Raw genomic sequence first — 18,138 nt, 5'->3', positions numbered from 1 at the left:
CCTGCCATGAGATCGCGAAGCCGGGGGAGGGAATGGTCCCGGGGTTCGTTGCGTTGAGCAACGAGGATGACCGATGGCAGAACAAACAGGAGTGGCTCCATGACACGTGACACGAAGATCGGGATCCCTCCTGAGCTGAAGGTGATGATCGTCTCGGCCTTCGTGATCGCCATCGGGTTCGGCATCGTGGCCCCGATCCTGCCGCAGTACGCCTCAGACTTCGGCGTCTCGGCCATGGCGGTCTCCGCCGTGGTCTCGGCGTTCGGCCTCTTCCGGCTGCTCTTCGCCCCGGCATCGGGAAAGCTCACCCAGTGGCTGGGGGAGACCCCGGTCTACGTGATCGGTCTGCTGATCGTGGCGGTGTCCATGATCGCCACCGCCTACGCCCCCAGCTATGAGCTGCTGCTGCTCTTCCGGGCCCTCGGCGGGATCGGCTCGACCTTCTTCACCGTCTCGGCGATGACGTTCCTGGCCCGGAAATCGCCGCCAACGATCCGCGGCCGGGTCTCCGGCGCCTACGCCTCGGCGTTTCTGATCGGCAGCGTCGCCGGTCCGCTGGTGGGTTCGGGACTGTTGGTCTTCGGCCCGCGGGTGCCCTTCCTGGTCTACGGAGCGGCGCTGGTGGTGGCGGCCGCGATCGTGTTCGTGATGCTTCGGCAGTCTCGCCTGGAGGACCGGGGACGCAAGGAAGAACGCGAGACCGCCACCCTGGCCGAGGCCTGGCAGCACCGCGGGTACCGGGCCGCGCTCACGGCCGGCTTCGCGAACGGATGGGCGACCTTCGGGCTGCGCAATTCCGTGGTGCCGCTCTTCGCCGCCACGGCCTTCGTCGGCTCCGGCTGGATGCTGGACTCCAGCCAGCTCGCCGGGGTCGCGCTGGCCACCTTCGCCGCAGGCAACGTGGCGGCGGTGCTGCTGTTCTCACGGCGGTCGGATCGGTTCGGACGACGACGCCCGATCATCCTCGGTCTCCTCGTCTCGGCGCTGGCCACAGGCCTGCTCGGTCTCGCGCCGAGCCCGCTGGTGCTGCTGCTGCTCAGCGTGATCGCCGGGGTGGGCACCGGCCTGATGAATCCCGCGCAGCAGGCGGCGATCGCGGACATCGTCGGTTCGGGACGCAACGGGGGATCGGTGGTCTCCACCTTCCAGATGACCCAGGACCTCGGGGCGATCATCGGGCCGCTGCTGGCAGGGTTCCTGGTGGATCAGCTCGGCTACGCCTGGGCCTTCGGTGTGACCGGAGTGATTCTGATGTTCGGCGCTCTGGCCTGGACCCAGGCTCCGGACACCTTGGAGGCCGAAGCGGAGACCGCCGACACGGCGCGGCCCTGAGCCGCCGCCGCTGATCCCGCACAAAGAGCCTGGGTCCGGTCCACCGAGCGAGATGCTCGATGAAGCGGACCCAGGCTCTTGATGCGTTGCGGGGACCTAGACGGGGGTCACTCGCGGGGTGCGCCGACGGTGGTCTTGTGCTCACCGTTGATGGTCTCGAAGATGTAGGCATCCTCGTCGTGCTCGGAGCGGTCGATGCCGAGGGTCTCGACGTCGGAGGTGACGCGGAAGCCGATGGTGGCGTGGATGGCGTAGGCGATGATCGCGGTCATCACCACGGTGAAGACCAGGGTCACCAGCACGGCCACGACCTGTGAGCCCATCAGGCCCAGACCGCCGCCGTAGAACAGACCGGCGCGTTCGCCGTCGATCAGTTCGGCGCGGCCCAGCAGGCCGATCGCGACGGTGCCCCAGAGGCCGGCGACGAAGTGCAGGCCGACCACGTCGAGCGTGTCATCGAAGCCGAGCTTGTACTTCAGGCCGACTGCCAGGTAGCAGACGAAGCCGGAGATGGCGCCGATGATGATGGCACCGACTGGGTCCACGTGTGCACAGGCCGGGGTGATGGCCACGAGTCCGGCCACGATGCCCGAGGCGGCGCCGAGGGCGGTCGGCTTCTCGCCGCGGATGCGCTGGGTGATGAGCCAGACGACCAGAGCCGACGCGGGGGCCAGCAGGGTGTTGACCCAGATGAGTCCAGCTTCGCCGGCTTCGGCAGCTGCGCCGCCGTTGAAGCCGAACCAGCCGAACCAGAGGAGTGAGGCGCCCAGCAGCACGAACGGGGTGTTGTGCGGGCGGTGTGAGGCGCGTTCGGTGAAGTTGCGACGCTTGCCCAGGATCAGTGCAAGAACCAGAGCAGCGAGACCGGCACACATGTGGACCACGAGGCCGCCGGCGTAGTCGACTGCCTCACCGACAGCGTCGCCCACGGCGCCGCCCTCAACGAGGAGTCCACCATCGCCCCAGACCATGAAGGCCAGCGGGCAGTAGACCAGGGTGACCCAGATGGGCACGAAGACCATCCAGGCGGAGAACTTGGCGCGGTCCGCGATCGCGCCGGAGATCAGTGCCGTGGTGATGATGGCGAAGGTGGCACCGAAGCCGATGCCGATCAGGTCCTCGGGTGCCTCGGCCAGGGTGTTGTAGAGGCCGAGATCGGTGCCGGGGTTGCCGAACAGGCCACCGACGGACTCGCCGCCTGCGATGGCGGAGCCCCAGAGGGCCCAGACCACGGCGACCAGCCCCATGGCCGCGAAGCTCATCATCATCATGTTGATGGCGGACTTGGCCTGAGACAGACCACCGTAGAAGAAGGCCAGTCCGGGTGTCATGAGCAGCACGAGGCCGCTTGCCACAAGCACCCAGACGTCTAGTGATCCAAGTTCCATGTGTCCCTCCAGGAAACATCAATTCATCGGTGAACTTCACCGAGACGAGCTGATCTCCATGGTGACCGCCTCGTGTTTCACCGGGCGCGCCGTGATGTTTCAGGAAGGTTAAACCTTTCCCCGCGGTGCGGGGTCCGCCATGCACCGGGGCCCTTCGCCGCCTCGGGGCTCAGAACGGGGTGACGTAGGCACCCGAGATGCCGCCGTCGACCAGGAAGGTGGAGGCGGTCATGAAGGAGGAGTCGTCGCTGGCGAGGAAGGCCACCGCGGCGGCGAGCTCCTCGGGCTCCGCGAAGCGGCCCAGCGGCACGTGGACCAGGCGGCGGGCGGCCTTCTCCAGGTCCTTGGCGAAGAGCTCCTTCAACAGCGGCGTGTTCACCGGCCCCGGGCACAGCGCGTTGACCCGGATGCCCTGCCGGGCGAACTCCACGCCCAGCTCCCGGCTCATCGAGAGCACGCCCCCCTTGGAGGCGCTGTAGGAGATCTGGGAGGTCGCGGCGCCCATCACCGCCACGAAGGAGGCCGTGTTGATGATCGATCCCTTGCCCTGCTGCTGCATGTACGGGATGGCGTGCTTGCAGCAGAGGTAGACCGAGGTGAGGTTGACGTCCTGGACCCGGCGCCAGGCGTCGATATCGGTGTCCAGGATGGAGGCGTCATCGGGCGGGGCGATGCCGGCGTTGTTGAACGCGATGTCCACGCTGCCGTAGGCCTCCTGGGTCTGCGCGTACAGGTCCTTGACCTGCTCCGGGTCGGTGACGTCGACCTTGACGAAGAGCCCGCCCAGTTCGGCGGCGACCTGCTCGCCGGCGACCGCGTCGACGTCGGCGATGACCACCCGTGCTCCTTCGGCGGCCATCCGGCGGGCACTGGCGAGACCGATGCCGCTGGCGCCTCCGGTGATGACGGCGCTTCGGTCGACGAGACGGCGGGCGTTGATCTGCATGGGGCTCCTTGATCGATGGACAGGGGGGGTGGGATGTTCTGTGCAGCCCTTCAGCTGCTGGAGATGAAGACGTTCTTGGTCTCGGTGAAGGCCTCGGCCGCGTCGGGGCCCAGCTCCCGGCCGAAGCCGGATTCCTTGAACCCGCCGAAGGGGGTCCAGTAGCGCACCGAGGCATGGGTGTTGACCGAGAGGTTTCCGGCCTCGACCCCGCGCGAGACCCGCAGCGCGCGTCCCACGTCCCGGGTCCAGATAGAGCCCGAGAGGCCATAGTCGGTGTCATTGGCCAGGCGGATCGCCTCGGCCTCATCCTCGAAGGGGACCACGGCCAGGACCGGTCCGAAGATCTCTTCGTTGAACACCCGGGAGTCGGGGGACGGGGTGAGCACGGTCGGCGGGAACCAGAATCCGGGCCCGGTGGGTACGGACCCCTGGAAGGCGATCGAGGCGTCGTCCTCGAGGTAGGCGGCCACCGAGTCGCGATGGGCGGCGGAGACCAGGGGGCCCATATCGGTCTGCTCCTGCCGGGGATCCCCACAGCGGAAGCCGCGCACGGCAGGTTCCAGCAGCTCCAGGTACCGGTCCAGGACCTTGCGCTGCACCAGGACCCGGGACCGGGCGCAGCAGTCCTGTCCGGCGTTGTCGAAGGCGCCGCCCGGTGTGGCGGCGGCGGCCTGCTCCAGGTCGGCGTCGGCGAAGATGATGTTGGAGTTCTTCCCGCCCAGCTCCAGGGTGAGTCGCTTGACCTGGTCCGCGCAGCCGGCCATGATCCGCTTGCCCACAGCCGTGGAGCCGGTGAAGACCACCTTGCGCACCCCCGGGTGGGTCACGAAGCGCTCGCCGACCACCGAGCCCTTGCCGGGCAGCACGGTGAAGACCCCCTCGGGCAGCCCGGCCTGCAGCGCCAGCTCGCCCAGCCGGATGGCGGTCAGTGGGGTGATCTCCGCCGGCTTGAGCACCACGGTGTTTCCCGCCGCCAGGGCGGGCGCGAAGCCCCATCCGGCGATCGGCATCGGGAAGTTCCAGGGCACGATCACCCCGATCACGCCCAGCGGCTCATGGAACGTCAGGTTCACGCCTCCGGGCGCCGGGATCTGCCGACCGGAGAGTCGCTCCGGCGTGCCGGAGTAGTAGTCCAGCACGTCGCGGACGTTGCCGGCCTCCCAGCGGGCATTTCCGATGGTGTGCCCGGCGTTGCGCACCTCCAGGGCCGCGAGATGTTCCAGATCCGCGTCCACCGCCTGGGCGAAGCGACGCAGCAGACGCGCCCGGTCCGCCGGGTCCACCGCGCGCCAGGAGGTGAAGGCGCGCTGGGCGCCGGCGATGGCGGCGTCGGTCTCCTGCAGCGAGGTCAGCTCGATGGTCTCGATGACCTCTTCGGTGGTCGGGTCGATGATCTCGGTCGCGGTCATGGGTGCAGTGCGTCCTCTCGGTCGTGGTCAACCAGCGCCCCAGATCCTCGGGGCGGGCTCTGGTGGCGGTCGGTCTCTGCTGCGGCGTCCCGCTGCTGGGCGAAGCGCCGGGCGACGTCGATGAAGCCCTCGAAGAGCCGGGCATCCTTGCGGTTCTCCTCGGGGTGGAACTGGACGCCCAGGGTCCAGGGCTCTGTGGTGGTCTCCACGGCCTCGATCGTGCCGTCAGCGGCGCGGGCGGTCACGACGAGCCCTTCAGCCACCGCGTCCAGCGCCTGGTGGTGGTAGCAGGGTGACTCCGCGCTCTCCCCGAGCAGCTGCGCGCATCGGCTGCCCGGTTCCGTGGTGAACCGGACCTTGCCGTAGCGCCCGGGTGCGGGCTGGTACTGCGCGGCGTCGGGATTCACGTCGGGCAGATGCTGGATCAGGGTTCCGCCCAGCGCGACGTTGAGGATCTGGGCGCCGCGGCAGATCGCAAACAGCGGCAGGCCCCGATCCAGGGCCGCCCGGGTCAGCGCGATGTCGTGCTCATCCCGGCTCGGCTGGGAGGAGGTGCGTTCGTGCCGGTCGGCGCCGTAGAACCGGGGATCCACGTCGACCCCGCCGATCACGATCAGCCCGTCCATCAGCTCCAGAACCGAGGGGTCGGTGCCCACCGGAGGCAGCAGCACCGGAGTTCCACCGGCGGCCGCAACGCCTTCCACATAGGTCCCGGGCACGATCGCCGCGATCGACCTCCAGTCGCCCCAGGATCCCTCCTGGTAGTACGTGGTCAGCGCGATCCGGGGCGGACGTCCCGGCGCGGTCGAGGTGTCGTCAGAGCCTCTCGAAACCACGGTGCAGCTCCCAGTCGGTGACGGCGGCCTCGAACGCCTCCAGCTCCACATCGGCGTAGTGGACGTAGTGCTCGATCACGTCCTCGCCGAAGACCTCGCGGGCCAGTGCTGAGCCCTCGAGGAGGTCGCGGGCCTCGCGCATCGCCGAGGGCACGACCTGCGCGTCGGACTCATACGCGTTGCCCTCCATCATGGGCTCCAGCTCCAGCTGATGCTCGATGCCGTAGAGACCTGAGGCCAGCATGGCGGAGAGTGCCAGGTAGGGATTGACGTCGCCGCCGGGAAGTCGGTTCTCCATCCGCGCGGAGCCGCCGTGACCGACCAGCCGCACCGCGCAGGACCGGTTGTCGATGCCCCAGGCCACCGAGGTGGGAGCGAAGCTTCCCTTGGCGAATCGCTTATAGGAGTTGATGTTCGGCGCGTAGAAGATGGAGAGTTCCCGCATCCCCTTGAGCACCCCGGCGATGAAGTGGTCGTAGGTGGCGCTGCGGGCGTTGGTCTCCTCGTCCCAGAAGCTCAGTTCGCCGTCGAGTCCGCGCAGGGACATGTGGATGTGGCAGGAGCTGCCCTCACGCTCGTTGGGCTTGGCCATGAAGGTGATGGACTTCCCCTGCTGCTGGGCGATCTGCTTCGAGGCGAGCTTGTAGACCACGTGGTTGTCCGCCGTGACCAGACCCTCATCGAAGCGGAAGGCGATCTCGTGCTGGCCGAAGTTGCATTCTCCCTTCGCGCTCTCCACGGTCATCCCAGCGGTATACATCGCATTGCGGATCTCGCGCAGCAGCGGCTCCACCCGTTGGGAGCCGAGGATGTTGTAGTCGACGTTGTATCGGTTCGCCGGGACCAGGCTGTGATAGTTGGAGTCCCAGGCGTCCTCGTAGCTGGTGTTGTAGACGCAGAACTCGAGCTCCGTGCCGGTGAGCATCTGATAGCCCATCTCCCGAGCGCGATCGAGCTGACGGGTCAGCATCGCCCGAGGCGACATCGGGATCAGCTGGCCGTCGTGAGCGGTGAGATCACACTGGATCATCACCTGCCCCGGGTTGTGCGGCATCACCCGGATCGTGTCCAAGTCCATGGCGAAGCTCATATCGCCGTAGCCGGCCTCCCAGCTGCTGATCGCGTAGCCGCCCGGGGTGTTCATCTCGGTGTCCACGGCCAGCAGATAGTTGCAGCCCTCGGCGCCCTCCTCGAGCATCGAATCCAGGAAGAACTGCGCGTGGCACAGCTTGCCCTGCAGCCGACCCTGCATATCGGTGAACGCGAGGACCACGGTGTCGATGCGCCCCTCGGTGATCTCCTGGCGCAGCGCAGGGACGGTGAGCATTCGATCGTTGCGGGGGTGCTTGGGCGATGTCGTCACGGGATCTGTTCCTTGGGGTGGAGGGGCAGGGACGGGGTCCAGGCTGGGGTGGTGATGCCCGGGCGGGTTCGGTTCGAGGTGGGCCTGGTTCAGGGTCGGCTCAGTTCAGGGTGGAGTCTGCGTCCTTGACCCGGGCGAACTCCTCCTCTGGTGCGTTGGCGACCACACGGTGGCGGCTGAAGAACCAGAAGTAGCCGAGGAAGGCCAGGAACACTGCGGCGGTGATCGAGGCGGCGAACACATCGACCAGGAAGGTCGCGATCACCGCCACCACCGCCAGGACGAGTGCGATGCCGGTGGTGACCACTCCGCCGGGTGTGCGGTAGGCGCGCGGGAGGTCGGGTTCGCGCAGTCGCAGCACGATGTGAGAGAGGTTGAGCAGCACATAGGACACGGTGGCGCCGAAGACCGCGATGTTGATCAGCAGGCCACCGTCCCGGGTCGCCGCCGCCAGCACGAAGCCGATGGTGCCGGGCACGATCAGGGCCACCCAGGGGGTCTGGCGGCTACCGGTCAACGAGAGCCAGCGCGGCAGGTAGCCGGCGCGGGAGAGCGCGAAGAGCTGCCGGGAGTAGGCGTAGATGATCGAGAAGAAGCTGGCGATCAGGCCCGCGAGCCCGGCGTAGTTGACGATGCTGGCCATCACGCTGTCGGGGCCGCCGACGGCGCGGATCGCCTCGGGCAGCGGGTTGTCGGAGGTGCTCATCGATTCCGCGCCCGCAGCGCCGGGGACCAGGACCAGCATCAGCGCCCCGGTGACCAGCAGGATGAGCATCGCCACGATGATCCCGCGCGGCATGTCGCGCTGGGGATCGGTGGTCTCCTCGGCGGCCAGCGGCACGCCCTCGATCGCCAGGAAGAACCAGATGCCGTAGACCAGCGCGGCCATCGCCCCGGCGTAGCCCATCGGCAGGAAGGCGCTGGCGCCCACGGCGTCGTTCGGGACGATGTCGAAGAGGTTCGCGGCGTCGAAGTGCGGGACCAGCGCGATGACCGTGACCACCAGGGCGAGCACGGCGATCGCGGTGATGCCGAACATCAGCCGCAGCGCCTCACCCACGCCGTAGAGATGGATGCCCACGAAGATCACATAGGCCGCCAGGTAGACCGGCCAGGAGTTGGTCATGCCGAACAGCCCCAGCGCCTCGATGTAGCCGCCGATGAACGTGGCGATCGCGGCCGGCGCGACCGCGTATTCGATGAGCACCGCGACGCCGGTCGCGTAGCCGCCCAGCGGTCCCAGTGCCCGGCGGGCGAAGCCGTAGCCGGCACCCGCGGTGGGCAGCGAGGAGGACATCTCTGCGAGGCCGAAGACCATGCAGGTGTACATCACACCCATGAGCACGAAGGCGATCAGCAGCCCGCCCCAGCCGCCCTCGGCCAGGCCGAGGTTCCACCCCGCGAAGTCCCCGGAGATGACGTAGGAGACCCCCAGTCCGGCGAGCAGGATCCATCCCGCGGCGCCGGTCTTGAGCCGACGGTGGGCCATATAGCTGGAATCAGCGACGAATGGGCCGGTCTTGTCATGCGGCATGGCTGTCCACCTCTTGTGGATTCGAACCGATCGGAACACCCTCAAAGGACTGATTTCAGTCCATGGTGTTGTGCGGAAGCCTGCCAGCTCTGATCTGAGGCGTCAATAGGCGGACGCCCGTTCCGTCCGCGCAGGGAACACGTAGGCTGTGGCCAGAGCCAGAGCGGAGGATCAGATGACTGCGGCAGACTTCGGGGACCCCTATTCGGTGCTGCGTCCGGTGCGTTCCGGCAACACCTTCGAGGAGACGATCGAGCATCTGCTGCAGGCGATCCGGGTCGGGCTCTTCCCACCGGGGCAGAAGCTGCCCCCGGAGCGGGACCTGGCGGAGCACCTGGGGGTATCGCGTGCGACCCTGCGTGAGGCCCTGGCCGAGCTGCAGACGGCGGGGTTCCTCGAGATCCGCCGGGGACGCTACGGCGGGACCTACATCCTGGAAGCTCCCAACGCCGCCCCTCAGGGGGTGCAGCATATGGATCCGCTCCAGCGGCGCGACGTGCTGGTGTTCAGGGCGGTGCTTGAGCCCGCCGCCGCGGAGCTCGCCGCCCAGGCAGACCTCTCCGCCTCGGCCCGAGAGCACCTGCAGGGCTGCCTCTCAGATCTGGAGGGCGCGGATCGGGCCAGCTATCGTGCCCGGGATGCGCGGTTCCATATCGCGATCGCGGAGCTGAGCGGGTCGCCGTCGCTGATCACCGCGGTGACCGACACCCGGGCACGGGTCAGCGCGCTGCTGGATGAGATTCCGCTGCTGCCGGCGAACCTGGAGCATTCCAACGCCCAGCACCTGGCGATCACCACCGCGATCCTGCACGGGGATGGAGCGCGGGCGAAGTCCTTGATGATCGATCACCTGGAGGGCACTGCTTCGCTGCTGCGCGGCTTCCTCACCTAGGCCGCCGGGCTGCCTCCCCGGGGCGGAGCGAGGCTGTGGTCGTCCGGATGCGGCGGCCGCTCAGAGCTGTGGCGGCCCATAGTCAGTGGCCGTTCAGACTCAGCGACCGTTCAGGCTCAGTGGTCCTCGAGCAGCGCGGCGACGAACTCGGCGGCGTCGAAGGGTGCGAGGTCATCGGGCCCCTCGCCGAGCCCGATGAGCTTGACCGGGACGCCCAGCTGGCGCTGGATCGCGACCACGATGCCTCCGCGAGCGGTGCCGTCGAGCTTGGTCAGCACGATGCCGGTGACATTGACGACCTCGGAGAAGACCTTGGCCTGGTTCAGGCCGTTCTGACCGGTGGTCGCGTCGAGGACCAGCAGGACCTCGTCGACGGCGGACTTCTTCTCCACCACGCGCTTGACCTTGCCGAGCTCGTCCATCAGGTTGGACTTGTTCTGCAGCCGGCCCGCGGTGTCGATCATGACGACGTCGGCTTCGAGCTCGATGCCCTTGTCCACGGCCTCGTAGGCCACAGAGGCCGGGTCAGCGCCTTCGACGTCGGACTTCACCGTGGGCACGCCCACGCGGTGACCCCAGGTGCTCAGCTGCTCCGCGGCGGCGGCACGGAAGGTGTCGGCCGCACCGAGGAGGACGTCCTTGTCCTCGGCGACCAGCATCCGGGCCAGCTTGCCCACCGTGGTGGTCTTGCCGACGCCGTTGACGCCGACGACCATGATGACTGCGGGGCGGCCCTCGGCCGTCACCGTGAGCCGGCGATCCAGGGTCGGGTCGACCAGATCGGTCAGCTCCTGGGTCAGCATCGACTTGACCGTCGCGGGATCCCGGGTGCCTTCGACCTTGACCCGCTCGCGGAGCCGGTCCACGAGCTCCATGGTGGGATCGGTGCCGAGGTCCGCCATGAGCAGGACCTCTTCGATCTCCTCCCAGACGTCCTCGTCGATCTCGTCTCGGGAGAGCAGGGCCAGCAGCGACTTGCCGAAGATGTTGTTGGACTTGACCAGCCGGGCGCGAAGCCGCGCCAGGCGCCCCGCCACCGGCTCCGGGGTCTCGACGGTCGGTTCAAGGACCGTCGGCTCCTCGAGAAGGTCGACGCCGTCCCCGAGGCTCGGCTCGGCGGTCTCCGGGCGGTCCTCGGTGGGAGCCGGGAGAGTGTCCACGCCGCCGGAGGGCAGATCGTCGGGGTCCCGCTGGGTCAGGTATTGCTCACGCTTGGCCTTGGGCAGCAACTTCCCGCCCTGCACCAGGAAGAATCCCAGGGTGCTGAGCAGGATCACAGCAAGAACGATGAACAGAATCAGTACGTCAAAATCCACCCGTTCAGTCTGTCACAGACCTGCGCGGTGGGCGGCCAGGGTAACGAGGATCGCGTCTTGACGCGAAGCTCCAGGGCGTTGGAGTATCGTGCAGTTTCGGAATCGTCGGCGTTTCATGAGTGGGCGACTGACATTGCATGAGCTTGAATAGACCGGCGCATCCGCGTGCAACGTAGGACAAGGTGAGAGATTCAGTGCCCGAATGACTTCGATACCCTCGACAACGGCCACCCCATCGGGGCGCCCGCTGCCCGCGCAGGTCAAGACCCCGGCGCACTTCCAGCCTGAGATCCAGGGGCTCCGAGCCTTGGCGGTTCTGGTCGTGCTGCTCTACCACTTCTGGCCCGACCGGCTCACCGGCGGCTACGTGGGCGTGGATGTGTTCTTCGTGATCTCCGGGTACCTGATCACCGCGCATCTGTTCAAGGAGGCGGTGAAGACCGGGGGAGTCCGGCTCGGTCAGTTCTGGGCGCGCAGGATCCGTCGGCTGCTGCCGCTGAGCCTGCTCGTGCTGCTGCTGACCGCAATCTCGGCCGTGCTGATCCTGCCCAGCACCGCCTGGCAGGCCACGCTGCGCCAGATCATCGCGTCCACGCTCTACGTGCAGAACTGGGTCCTCGCGGCAGACGCGGTGGAGTACTCGAAGGCCGACGAACGGGCGACCGCAGTCCAGCATTTCTGGACGCTGTCGGTGGAGGAGCAGTTCTACGTCCTGTGGCCCGTCCTGTTGGCGCTCACACTGATGTTCCTGGCATTCCGGCAACGACGGTCGGGGGCCCCGGCGTTGGGGCATGCTCAGATCCGGGTAGCGTTCCTCTGGGTGGTAGGACTGCTCGGCGCCTTCTCGCTGATCTTCTCCATCTACTACACCGCCGCCGCGCCTGCGCAGGCGTACTTCGTGACCCCCACTCGGATCTGGGAGTTCACCCTGGGAGCGATCGCGGCGCTCGTCCTCGGCTCTCGGCAGTTCACCGGCAAGTGGGGAAATGTGCTGGGCTGGGTCGGGTTCCTGATGATCTTGGGCTCGGCGATCATGTATACCGATGCCACCCCGTTCCCCGGCTGGACGGCACTGGTGCCGACCCTCGGCACGGTGCTGGTGCTGTCCTGCGGCGGACGCGAACCTGTGACCGGCATCCACTGGTGGCTCTCGCTGCGCCCCGCGACTGCCATCGGTGACTGGTCCTACGCCATCTACCTCTGGCACTGGCCAGTGGTGATCTTCTCTCCTTACATCAGCGAGGCCGCAAGGTTCTGGTATGTGAAGGTCCTGCTGATCCTGGGGATCATCGCGCTCTCTGCGCTGAGCACCCGCTTCTTCGAGACCCCGATCCGCCGGGCCAAGATCCTGCTGCCCACCTGGCGGACGATGGTCGCGGCCGGTGCTGGCATGGCGCTGGTCATCGTCTCCGGCATCGCGGCAGTCTCGACCATGCAGACCAGCTCCGAAGACTCCACCATCACGGCGGACCACCCCTGCTACGGCTACCGGGCGTTAGCCAACATCGGGGAATGCGGCGACGCCTTTGCAGGTGAGCTTGGTCTGTGGCCCTCGCCTGCGGTGGTGGCGGAGCAGTACCAGGAGGGGGCATTCCCGGGATGCCAGGCCGACAACGAAGACCCTGCTGTCCAGGAGTGCTGGCTCGGTGCCGAGGAGTCCGACGCCGACGGCACGATTGCGGTCTTCGGGGACTCCCACGCCACCATGTGGCTCCCGGCTCTCGATGAGATCGCCCAAGAGCAGGACAAGCAGCTCCTGGTGCTCACCAGATCTGCCTGCACGCCGCGTGGCGGCGAGGTCGGCGACGACTCCAGCGAGTGTCTGCAGGCCAATGCAGAGATCATGGAGCAGGTCTCCGAGGACGAGAGCGTCCACACGGTGGTGGTGGCCGCCAGCCAGATGCACGGCGAATTCGGCGGACCGAGCCGCGACCTTGGTCTGGACGAGAGTGACTACGATCTCGATGATTCCGCGCTGGCGATGTACGAGCCGATCGTGACCTGGCTCGAGGCCGAGAAGGAAGTGGTGGTCTTCGGCGAGTCCCCCCGCATGAGCAACGATGAGGACTCGGAAGAGACCCTGCCGGAATGTGTTGCCCTGAACGAGGATGATCCCTCCGCGTGCAATGAGACCCGAGAGGACACCCAGGTGGGGGATCGTTGGCTGACACGATCAGCCGAGGTCTTCGAGGATGCGGAGAACTACCACTTCGTGCCCACAGAGGACCTGGTCTGCCTGGAGGACACCTGCTACGCAACGATCGGCGGTGCCATCACGTACTCAGACAACAGCCACCTGGCAGAGGACTTCGTGCGGTCCATGATCCCTGAGATCAGCGACCGGATGGAACCGGCGCTCTCGGCGCAGGGCTGAGGGTCGCCCCACCTCCCCTCGCAGTACTGGGGTCAGTCCTGCTCGCCCTGCCGAGACGGGGGCGGAGTGAACCAGCGCCGGGCGTCGGCACGCCGGCGCGGCCACGCCGAGGGGTGCGACTCCAGGGGTGATTCTGGGTACCACCAGGTGTAGGGCTGCGCTCCGAAGATCGTGCCCGGAGGGCGTCCCCGCGCGATGTCGCGGTGTAGACGCACCTCCGCGTTGTTCCACGCGGCGCCGAGCTGGGCATCGTGGTCCAGGGAATATGTCTGCTTCCCCCCAGGAGCCGGAGTGAGTTCGCCCAGCACCGGACCCCGTGAGGTCGCATAGAGGTCGACCCTCACAAAGGGTATGCCTGCGGCGATGGACATCTTCTCTGCCGCTTCGAGCAGCCCGTTCCAGCCCACCGGCACAGGGATGTCTGGTCCGTAGTTTGCCCCGGGCAGAATGGGACCGAGATCACCACCGTCCGGGCCGAAGTACTTCCGCTTGAAGGTCTTTCGATTCATCACCTGCACGCCCTCGGTGCTCATCACGAGCACATGAAGCACCTGACCGTACGCGGTGTAGACCTTGATGTCTTCGGGGATCGTGGCATTGCTCGCGCTCTCGAGGAACTCTTCAGCGAAATAGGGTCCTCCTCCTTGCTCGAGGCGGGTCAGCATCCGTGCTGAGGGGCGGCTTTCGGTGAGCTGCTCCTTCCCGGTGAGTGTCTGCCAACCGGTCCCGGTGCGCGTCAGAGGAATGACTGCCATACCGCTGTGCCCCCGGTCAGCTTTGAGGACGAAGCGCTGAACGGTGAGGTCGCTGAAATCGATGTCTTCCAGGGAGTGCCACACCCTGTAGATCTCAGGTGTAGCTATGCCGAGGCTGTCTGCGAGGGCGTAGCTGCGCAGCTTGTAGCTCACCTGAGCAAGCGGACCGGATGCGTGCCACTTGTTGTCACTGGTGATGTCGGCGGCATCTCGGTAATTCACGAGCTTTGCCTTGAAGGACGGCAGGGTGAATCGCTGGTGCTCAGCGACTGCGGCCTCATACTTGGCCTGCAGAATCTCGATCTCCGATTTCAGGCCGTCGTTCTCCTCCGTGAGGGCGGCACGCTCTGCGTCGTGTGCCGCCTCGAGGGTGTCCCGTTCCGCCTTGTGCGCGGCATGGGCTGCGGCACGCTCGGAGGTGTAGGCGGCATCGGCTGCGGCACGCTCGGAGGTGTAGGCGGCATCGGCCGCCGCACGCTCCGATATGTGGGCCGCATCGGCTGCGGCGTGTGCAGCACGCTCCTGATCCAAGGCGGTCTTCAGCTTCCGAACCTTCATGGTCAGCGAGTGCTGGGCACGGTCGAGCTGATTCGTTCGCGTCTGAAGGAAGGCGATCTTCCGATCGCGCCACCCTATGCCAGGAATGCGGTCGTGCAGTGCCTTCGGGATCTGCGGCATGCGATTCCTTCCGTGCCAGCACCCAGGGAGCGCCACGGAGGTAGGCCTACGGTCTTGACCTCAAGGACATCCAAGCACTGGTGGACGGCCTATCGAGAGCATTCATCCGCAGGACTGCACACGTGGTGATCTGGCGGCGTTGAGATCTTTCCAGAATGAGATAGCTGTGGGTTGTGTCCATTCATACTCCCCATAGCAATCTAGCAGTTCGGCGAGATTCTCCGCCGCCTCTTGCCATTCTTCGGGCTTCACGCGCCTCAACTTTGGCAATAACCAGGAGACCAGGAACGGCTCAAGACGATCGGTTTTATAAGCGTCCAGAAGACCGACTTCATCCAGCCATTTCGCGCGCGCCCGGTCCAGCGGCAGGTACTTCCTGAAGTAGTGCGGATTCAAGGTGTTGACCGTCGAGTTGCTCACGGCCATGTAATACGTGTGCACGCCGACGTCGATCGCCCTGATCGATTTTGCGTAGTGCAGCATCTGTTGGAAGAAATACGAATCTTGGCCGACGGCCCCGACCGGCTGGGTGAGGTTCAGCGACTGCAACCATTCGGTGCGCGCCACCACCGTCTGGATGCCCATGGGCCGGAAGCGCAGAGCCTCGAGCGCCCGCGGAGGGACCGTGATGTTTCCTGCCCCGTCGATATCATCGGCGAACACGGTCTGAAGCACCTCGGCGTAGGGCTGCATGGACCTGCGCTTAGCCCACTGGGACATGTTGCCCAGCGCGAAGTCCACGTCTTGATGCTCCTGGATTGCTGCGTAGAGCTCTGCGTACCCGTCTTCTATGGCCTCGTTGTCAGGATCGAGATAGGTCACGAACTCCGTCTGGGCGAGATCGAGCCCCGTGTTGCGGGGACGCGATGCCGAACCAGAGCCGCCTCGAGCGTGATGGAAGGCAGAGACGTTGGGATGGTCCTCGGTGAGGTCCTGGATCGTGTCTAGCGTCAACGGGTCCGTGGAACCGTCGCTGACCAGCAGCACATGCATGTCAGAAAACGCGCTCGACCTCAGCAGCGAGGCGAAGGCCTTATGTCGCAGGTGGGGTCCATTGTTGTAGATCGGCACGACGACCGAGAGCCTGAGGTCGGCGTCGCGTGACGTCTGCGCCACCTGGCGAGAAACCTCATCGAAGTCATCTCCCTGGGCGAGCTCCATGGACGTGCGGCGCGGCGAGTCGGCTCGTCGAGTGCGATGGCTTGATTCCTCGGCGATGTAGACGCGAGCTTCGGCGAGGCTTCCAGCCAACTTCTCGGCACTCATCTCTTCGCCGAGGTCGGGACGCCACCAAGCCGTCAGAGCGAGATCGCCAAGGGACCCCTCGACGTGCCGGTGGCCCTGATCCTCGGCACCCGAGTCCAACTTGGCAACCACCTGAGCAGACTGGTAGGCCATCGCGGCGAGATGGTCAGCAACGTACGTCGATGCGTAGTGATGCGCAGAGGAGACCGGGAGCAGAACGTCGTAACCCGCAGAGCGCATGGAGGCTTCGCGCCAGGTGACGACGTCGACACCGCCCACAGTCTGGACCGAGAGCTCTGCTCTGAGCACGTCATCCTCGTCATCCGTGACGGCAAGAACCCGCGGCGCGGAAGCTGGATCAGACAGTCCCACGGAATGGAGGATCTGACGCAGAACATCTGTCGCGTGGTTCTCGCTGAAGACCTGCCGAACCCCGTCGTTCTGGGCTCGACGCAGGTCAGTCCGCTGCAACGCTTCCAGCATCGAGGCAACGTCGAGCGTGGAGTTCGCCACGTGCACCTGCGGATAGTAGGAGTTGACGCCCTGGTTATATGTTGAGAGCACGAAGGACCCGGAAGCCTGCAGCTCGATCACTCGAGGGGAGAACGCCGTCTGGGAGCCGCTGATCGTGTGTGCCACCACTCCGATGTCCGTGAGTCGGTCGAGCTCGGACCTGCGGTTCGACACCCAATCCTGGACGTGCGGCCAATACTGGGTGGTCAGCGCCGCCTCGACACGCGCTTCGGGGCTGATCAGCAGATCAGCGCCGGCCGCCAAGACTCCATCGAGGGTCCATTTTAGACTTTCGCCGACCTCGGTCGGAAGCTGGGTGCCGAGATCACCCAGATAGGTGACCAGAGGAGGAATGACCTGGCGGGAGCCCAGTGGGGACCGATGGAGGGGGTTGACCGGGCATGCAACGACTTCTACGGGGATGAGCTGCGGCGAGGAGATCCGGGCATCGTCGTCTGCCGAGGTCGGGGGAACAGATCGCGCGTTCTGGAAGACCCCCGCATTCTCCTCCGAGACGGCGAAGATTCGATCACAGCGGGCCGCGAGCCTCAGCTGCTCTGCAGTCGGTGCGGCGGTGCCGAGGTCTACGTAGATCAACGGCAGGGAGTGTTCACGGGCATACTCTATGACCCTGCCGCGGCCCCGGCGTGACCGGGTGCTCTGGGGGCCGAGCAAGATGATCTGGGAATCCCGGACCCCTGCTTCCCAGTCGAGCGGGTCGATGGACCTCATGAGGGCGCTGTTCTCGAAGGCATGCAGCAGCGTGTCATCGCCGAATACACCCACCGTCGCGGGAACGGCCGGTTTGGCAATACCGCTCTCCAGCGCCGGCAGAGCATCCATGGCTCCGGAGAGCGCAGGCTGGGTGTCGGGGTGCATCACTCCACCGCGGAACGGCGAAGAAGCCGCCACGCCCAGAGCCGCGAGCAGGCTGGGGTCTCGCAGCGCGCTCAGCGGATCACTCGTGCTGAGCAGACGCTCTACGCGGGCCCGGCCGACGGCGAGCTGGGAATGCCTGTCGAACGGCTGTCGGTGTCGGGGGCGGTTCACTTCGTGAGGCCCTCTTGTGCGGCAGGGGCCTCGTTCCTCCTCCGCAGACGGCGCTCTGCTGCTCGGACGGCCCGGCGCGGGTGCCGAAGCGTGAAATCCAGGCGCTTGCGGGTATCCGTCAGGAACGACGGTGGGGCGGGGCTGAGGTCCCGCTCGGGAGCGCTTCGTCCCTTCAGCTTCTTGGCCACCCGGTACTCCAGTGAGGAGACGCGGGACCTGAGGGCGGCGATCTCCGACTCCTGGGACCGTTCGAGCTGCTCGTACGCCCAGCTCAGCTCGGCGAGGAGGGTCTCCTGCTGACGCAACAAGGCGACCACGACGTCCTCGGGGGACAGCTGGTCTCCGCTGACAGCGCCCTCAGGCGCATCTTCGGTGACGCCAGAACGTCTTGTGGCTGAGTCGGTGGTCATCAGGCTCCTCGTTGGCTCAATAGAGTTCTGCTGCTTCGGGGTTAGCCCAAGGGATCATTGGGCACAGTGTAACTGCGGTCGGTTTGGGACCGCCCCT

Annotated in this window: 13 protein-coding genes; 3 read left to right on the top strand and 10 right to left on the bottom strand. The window is 66.5% G+C overall.

Going from position 1 to position 18,138, the window contains the following annotated elements:
• Positions 1-99: 99 nt before the first annotated feature.
• Positions 100-1,332, top strand: coding sequence for an MFS transporter (locus EV640_RS06515; RefSeq protein ID WP_133726120.1), 1,233 nt, complete (start codon positions 100-102; stop codon positions 1,330-1,332).
• A 107-nt stretch (positions 1,333-1,439) separates the two neighbouring features.
• Here the strand turns inward: EV640_RS06515 and EV640_RS06510 are convergent, their stop codons facing one another.
• The 6 genes from EV640_RS06510 to eat form a co-directional block, all read right to left on the bottom strand.
• Positions 1,440-2,720, bottom strand: a complete 1,281-nt coding sequence (locus tag EV640_RS06510) for an ammonium transporter (protein WP_036476377.1) — start codon at positions 2,718-2,720, stop codon at positions 1,440-1,442.
• A 169-nt stretch (positions 2,721-2,889) separates the two neighbouring features.
• Positions 2,890-3,666, bottom strand: a complete 777-nt coding sequence (locus EV640_RS06505; RefSeq protein ID WP_036476375.1) for a 3-oxoacyl-ACP reductase — start codon at positions 3,664-3,666, stop codon at positions 2,890-2,892.
• Positions 3,667-3,716: 50 nt separating this feature from the next.
• Positions 3,717-5,075 carry an aldehyde dehydrogenase family protein gene (locus EV640_RS06500; RefSeq protein ID WP_036476374.1) on the bottom strand — a complete coding sequence of 453 codons (1,359 nt, stop codon included), beginning with the start codon at positions 5,073-5,075 and terminating at the stop codon, positions 3,717-3,719.
• Positions 5,072-5,911, bottom strand: a complete 840-nt coding sequence (locus tag EV640_RS06495; protein ID WP_243832251.1) for a gamma-glutamyl-gamma-aminobutyrate hydrolase family protein — start codon at positions 5,909-5,911, stop codon at positions 5,072-5,074. The genes EV640_RS06500 and EV640_RS06495 overlap by 4 nt, the downstream gene beginning before the upstream one ends.
• Positions 5,892-7,238 (bottom strand): glutamine synthetase family protein, encoded by a 1,347-nt coding sequence (locus EV640_RS06490; protein ID WP_133726153.1) that lies wholly within the window; start codon positions 7,236-7,238, stop codon positions 5,892-5,894. The genes EV640_RS06495 and EV640_RS06490 overlap by 20 nt, the downstream gene beginning before the upstream one ends.
• A gap of 136 nt (positions 7,239-7,374) precedes the next feature.
• Positions 7,375-8,808: an ethanolamine permease gene (eat, locus tag EV640_RS06485; protein WP_036476371.1), complete on the bottom strand. Its 1,434-nt coding sequence runs from the start codon at positions 8,806-8,808 to the stop codon at positions 7,375-7,377.
• Positions 8,809-8,983: 175 nt separating this feature from the next.
• Here eat and EV640_RS06480 point away from each other — a divergent pair, with 175 nt between their 5' ends.
• Complete coding sequence (locus EV640_RS06480; protein ID WP_133726118.1) at positions 8,984-9,700, top strand: FadR/GntR family transcriptional regulator; 717 nt, start codon at positions 8,984-8,986, stop codon at positions 9,698-9,700.
• A 116-nt stretch (positions 9,701-9,816) separates the two neighbouring features.
• Here the strand turns inward: EV640_RS06480 and ftsY are convergent, their stop codons facing one another.
• Positions 9,817-11,016 (bottom strand): signal recognition particle-docking protein FtsY, encoded by a 1,200-nt coding sequence (gene ftsY, locus EV640_RS06475; RefSeq protein ID WP_051501302.1) that lies wholly within the window; start codon positions 11,014-11,016, stop codon positions 9,817-9,819.
• Between the two features lie 202 nt (positions 11,017-11,218).
• Here ftsY and EV640_RS06470 point away from each other — a divergent pair, with 202 nt between their 5' ends.
• Positions 11,219-13,390, top strand: coding sequence for an acyltransferase family protein (locus tag EV640_RS06470; protein WP_084479638.1), 2,172 nt, complete (start codon positions 11,219-11,221; stop codon positions 13,388-13,390).
• Positions 13,391-13,422: 32 nt separating this feature from the next.
• On the opposite strand, the gene EV640_RS06465 is transcribed toward EV640_RS06470, so the two are convergent.
• From EV640_RS06465 to EV640_RS06455, 3 genes are all read right to left on the bottom strand, one after another.
• Positions 13,423-14,823, bottom strand: a complete 1,401-nt coding sequence (locus tag EV640_RS06465) for an ATP-grasp fold amidoligase family protein (RefSeq protein WP_133726117.1) — start codon at positions 14,821-14,823, stop codon at positions 13,423-13,425.
• A gap of 102 nt (positions 14,824-14,925) precedes the next feature.
• Positions 14,926-17,460, bottom strand: coding sequence for a glycosyltransferase (locus EV640_RS06460; protein ID WP_133726116.1), 2,535 nt, complete (start codon positions 17,458-17,460; stop codon positions 14,926-14,928).
• Positions 17,461-17,627: 167 nt separating this feature from the next.
• Positions 17,628-18,041: a hypothetical protein gene (locus EV640_RS06455; protein ID WP_036476359.1), complete on the bottom strand. Its 414-nt coding sequence runs from the start codon at positions 18,039-18,041 to the stop codon at positions 17,628-17,630.
• Between the last annotated feature and the right edge of the window lie 97 nt (positions 18,042-18,138).

It is taken from the genome of Nesterenkonia aurantiaca, from assembly GCF_004364585.1.
In the GTDB taxonomy this organism is placed as follows: domain Bacteria; phylum Actinomycetota; class Actinomycetes; order Actinomycetales; family Micrococcaceae; genus Nesterenkonia; species Nesterenkonia aurantiaca.
This window is presented reverse-complemented; position numbering and strand designations above follow the sequence as displayed.

Coding starts and splice junctions, on each gene's coding strand:
- EV640_RS06480 (WP_133726118.1), top strand. CDS start 8,984: ATGACTGCGGCAGACTTCGGGGACCCCTATTCGGTGCTGCGTCCGGTG.
- EV640_RS06465 (WP_133726117.1), bottom strand. CDS start 14,823: ATGCCGCAGATCCCGAAGGCACTGCACGACCGCATTCCTGGCATAGGG.
- EV640_RS06460 (WP_133726116.1), bottom strand. CDS start 17,460: ATGCACCCCGACACCCAGCCTGCGCTCTCCGGAGCCATGGATGCTCTG.
- EV640_RS06510 (WP_036476377.1), bottom strand. CDS start 2,720: ATGGAACTTGGATCACTAGACGTCTGGGTGCTTGTGGCAAGCGGCCTC.
- eat (WP_036476371.1), bottom strand. CDS start 8,808: ATGCCGCATGACAAGACCGGCCCATTCGTCGCTGATTCCAGCTATATG.
- EV640_RS06505 (WP_036476375.1), bottom strand. CDS start 3,666: ATGCAGATCAACGCCCGCCGTCTCGTCGACCGAAGCGCCGTCATCACC.
- EV640_RS06490 (WP_133726153.1), bottom strand. CDS start 7,238: ATGCTCACCGTCCCTGCGCTGCGCCAGGAGATCACCGAGGGGCGCATC.
- EV640_RS06515 (WP_133726120.1), top strand. CDS start 100: ATGACACGTGACACGAAGATCGGGATCCCTCCTGAGCTGAAGGTGATG.
- EV640_RS06470 (WP_084479638.1), top strand. CDS start 11,219: ATGACTTCGATACCCTCGACAACGGCCACCCCATCGGGGCGCCCGCTG.
- EV640_RS06455 (WP_036476359.1), bottom strand. CDS start 18,041: ATGACCACCGACTCAGCCACAAGACGTTCTGGCGTCACCGAAGATGCG.
- EV640_RS06500 (WP_036476374.1), bottom strand. CDS start 5,075: ATGACCGCGACCGAGATCATCGACCCGACCACCGAAGAGGTCATCGAG.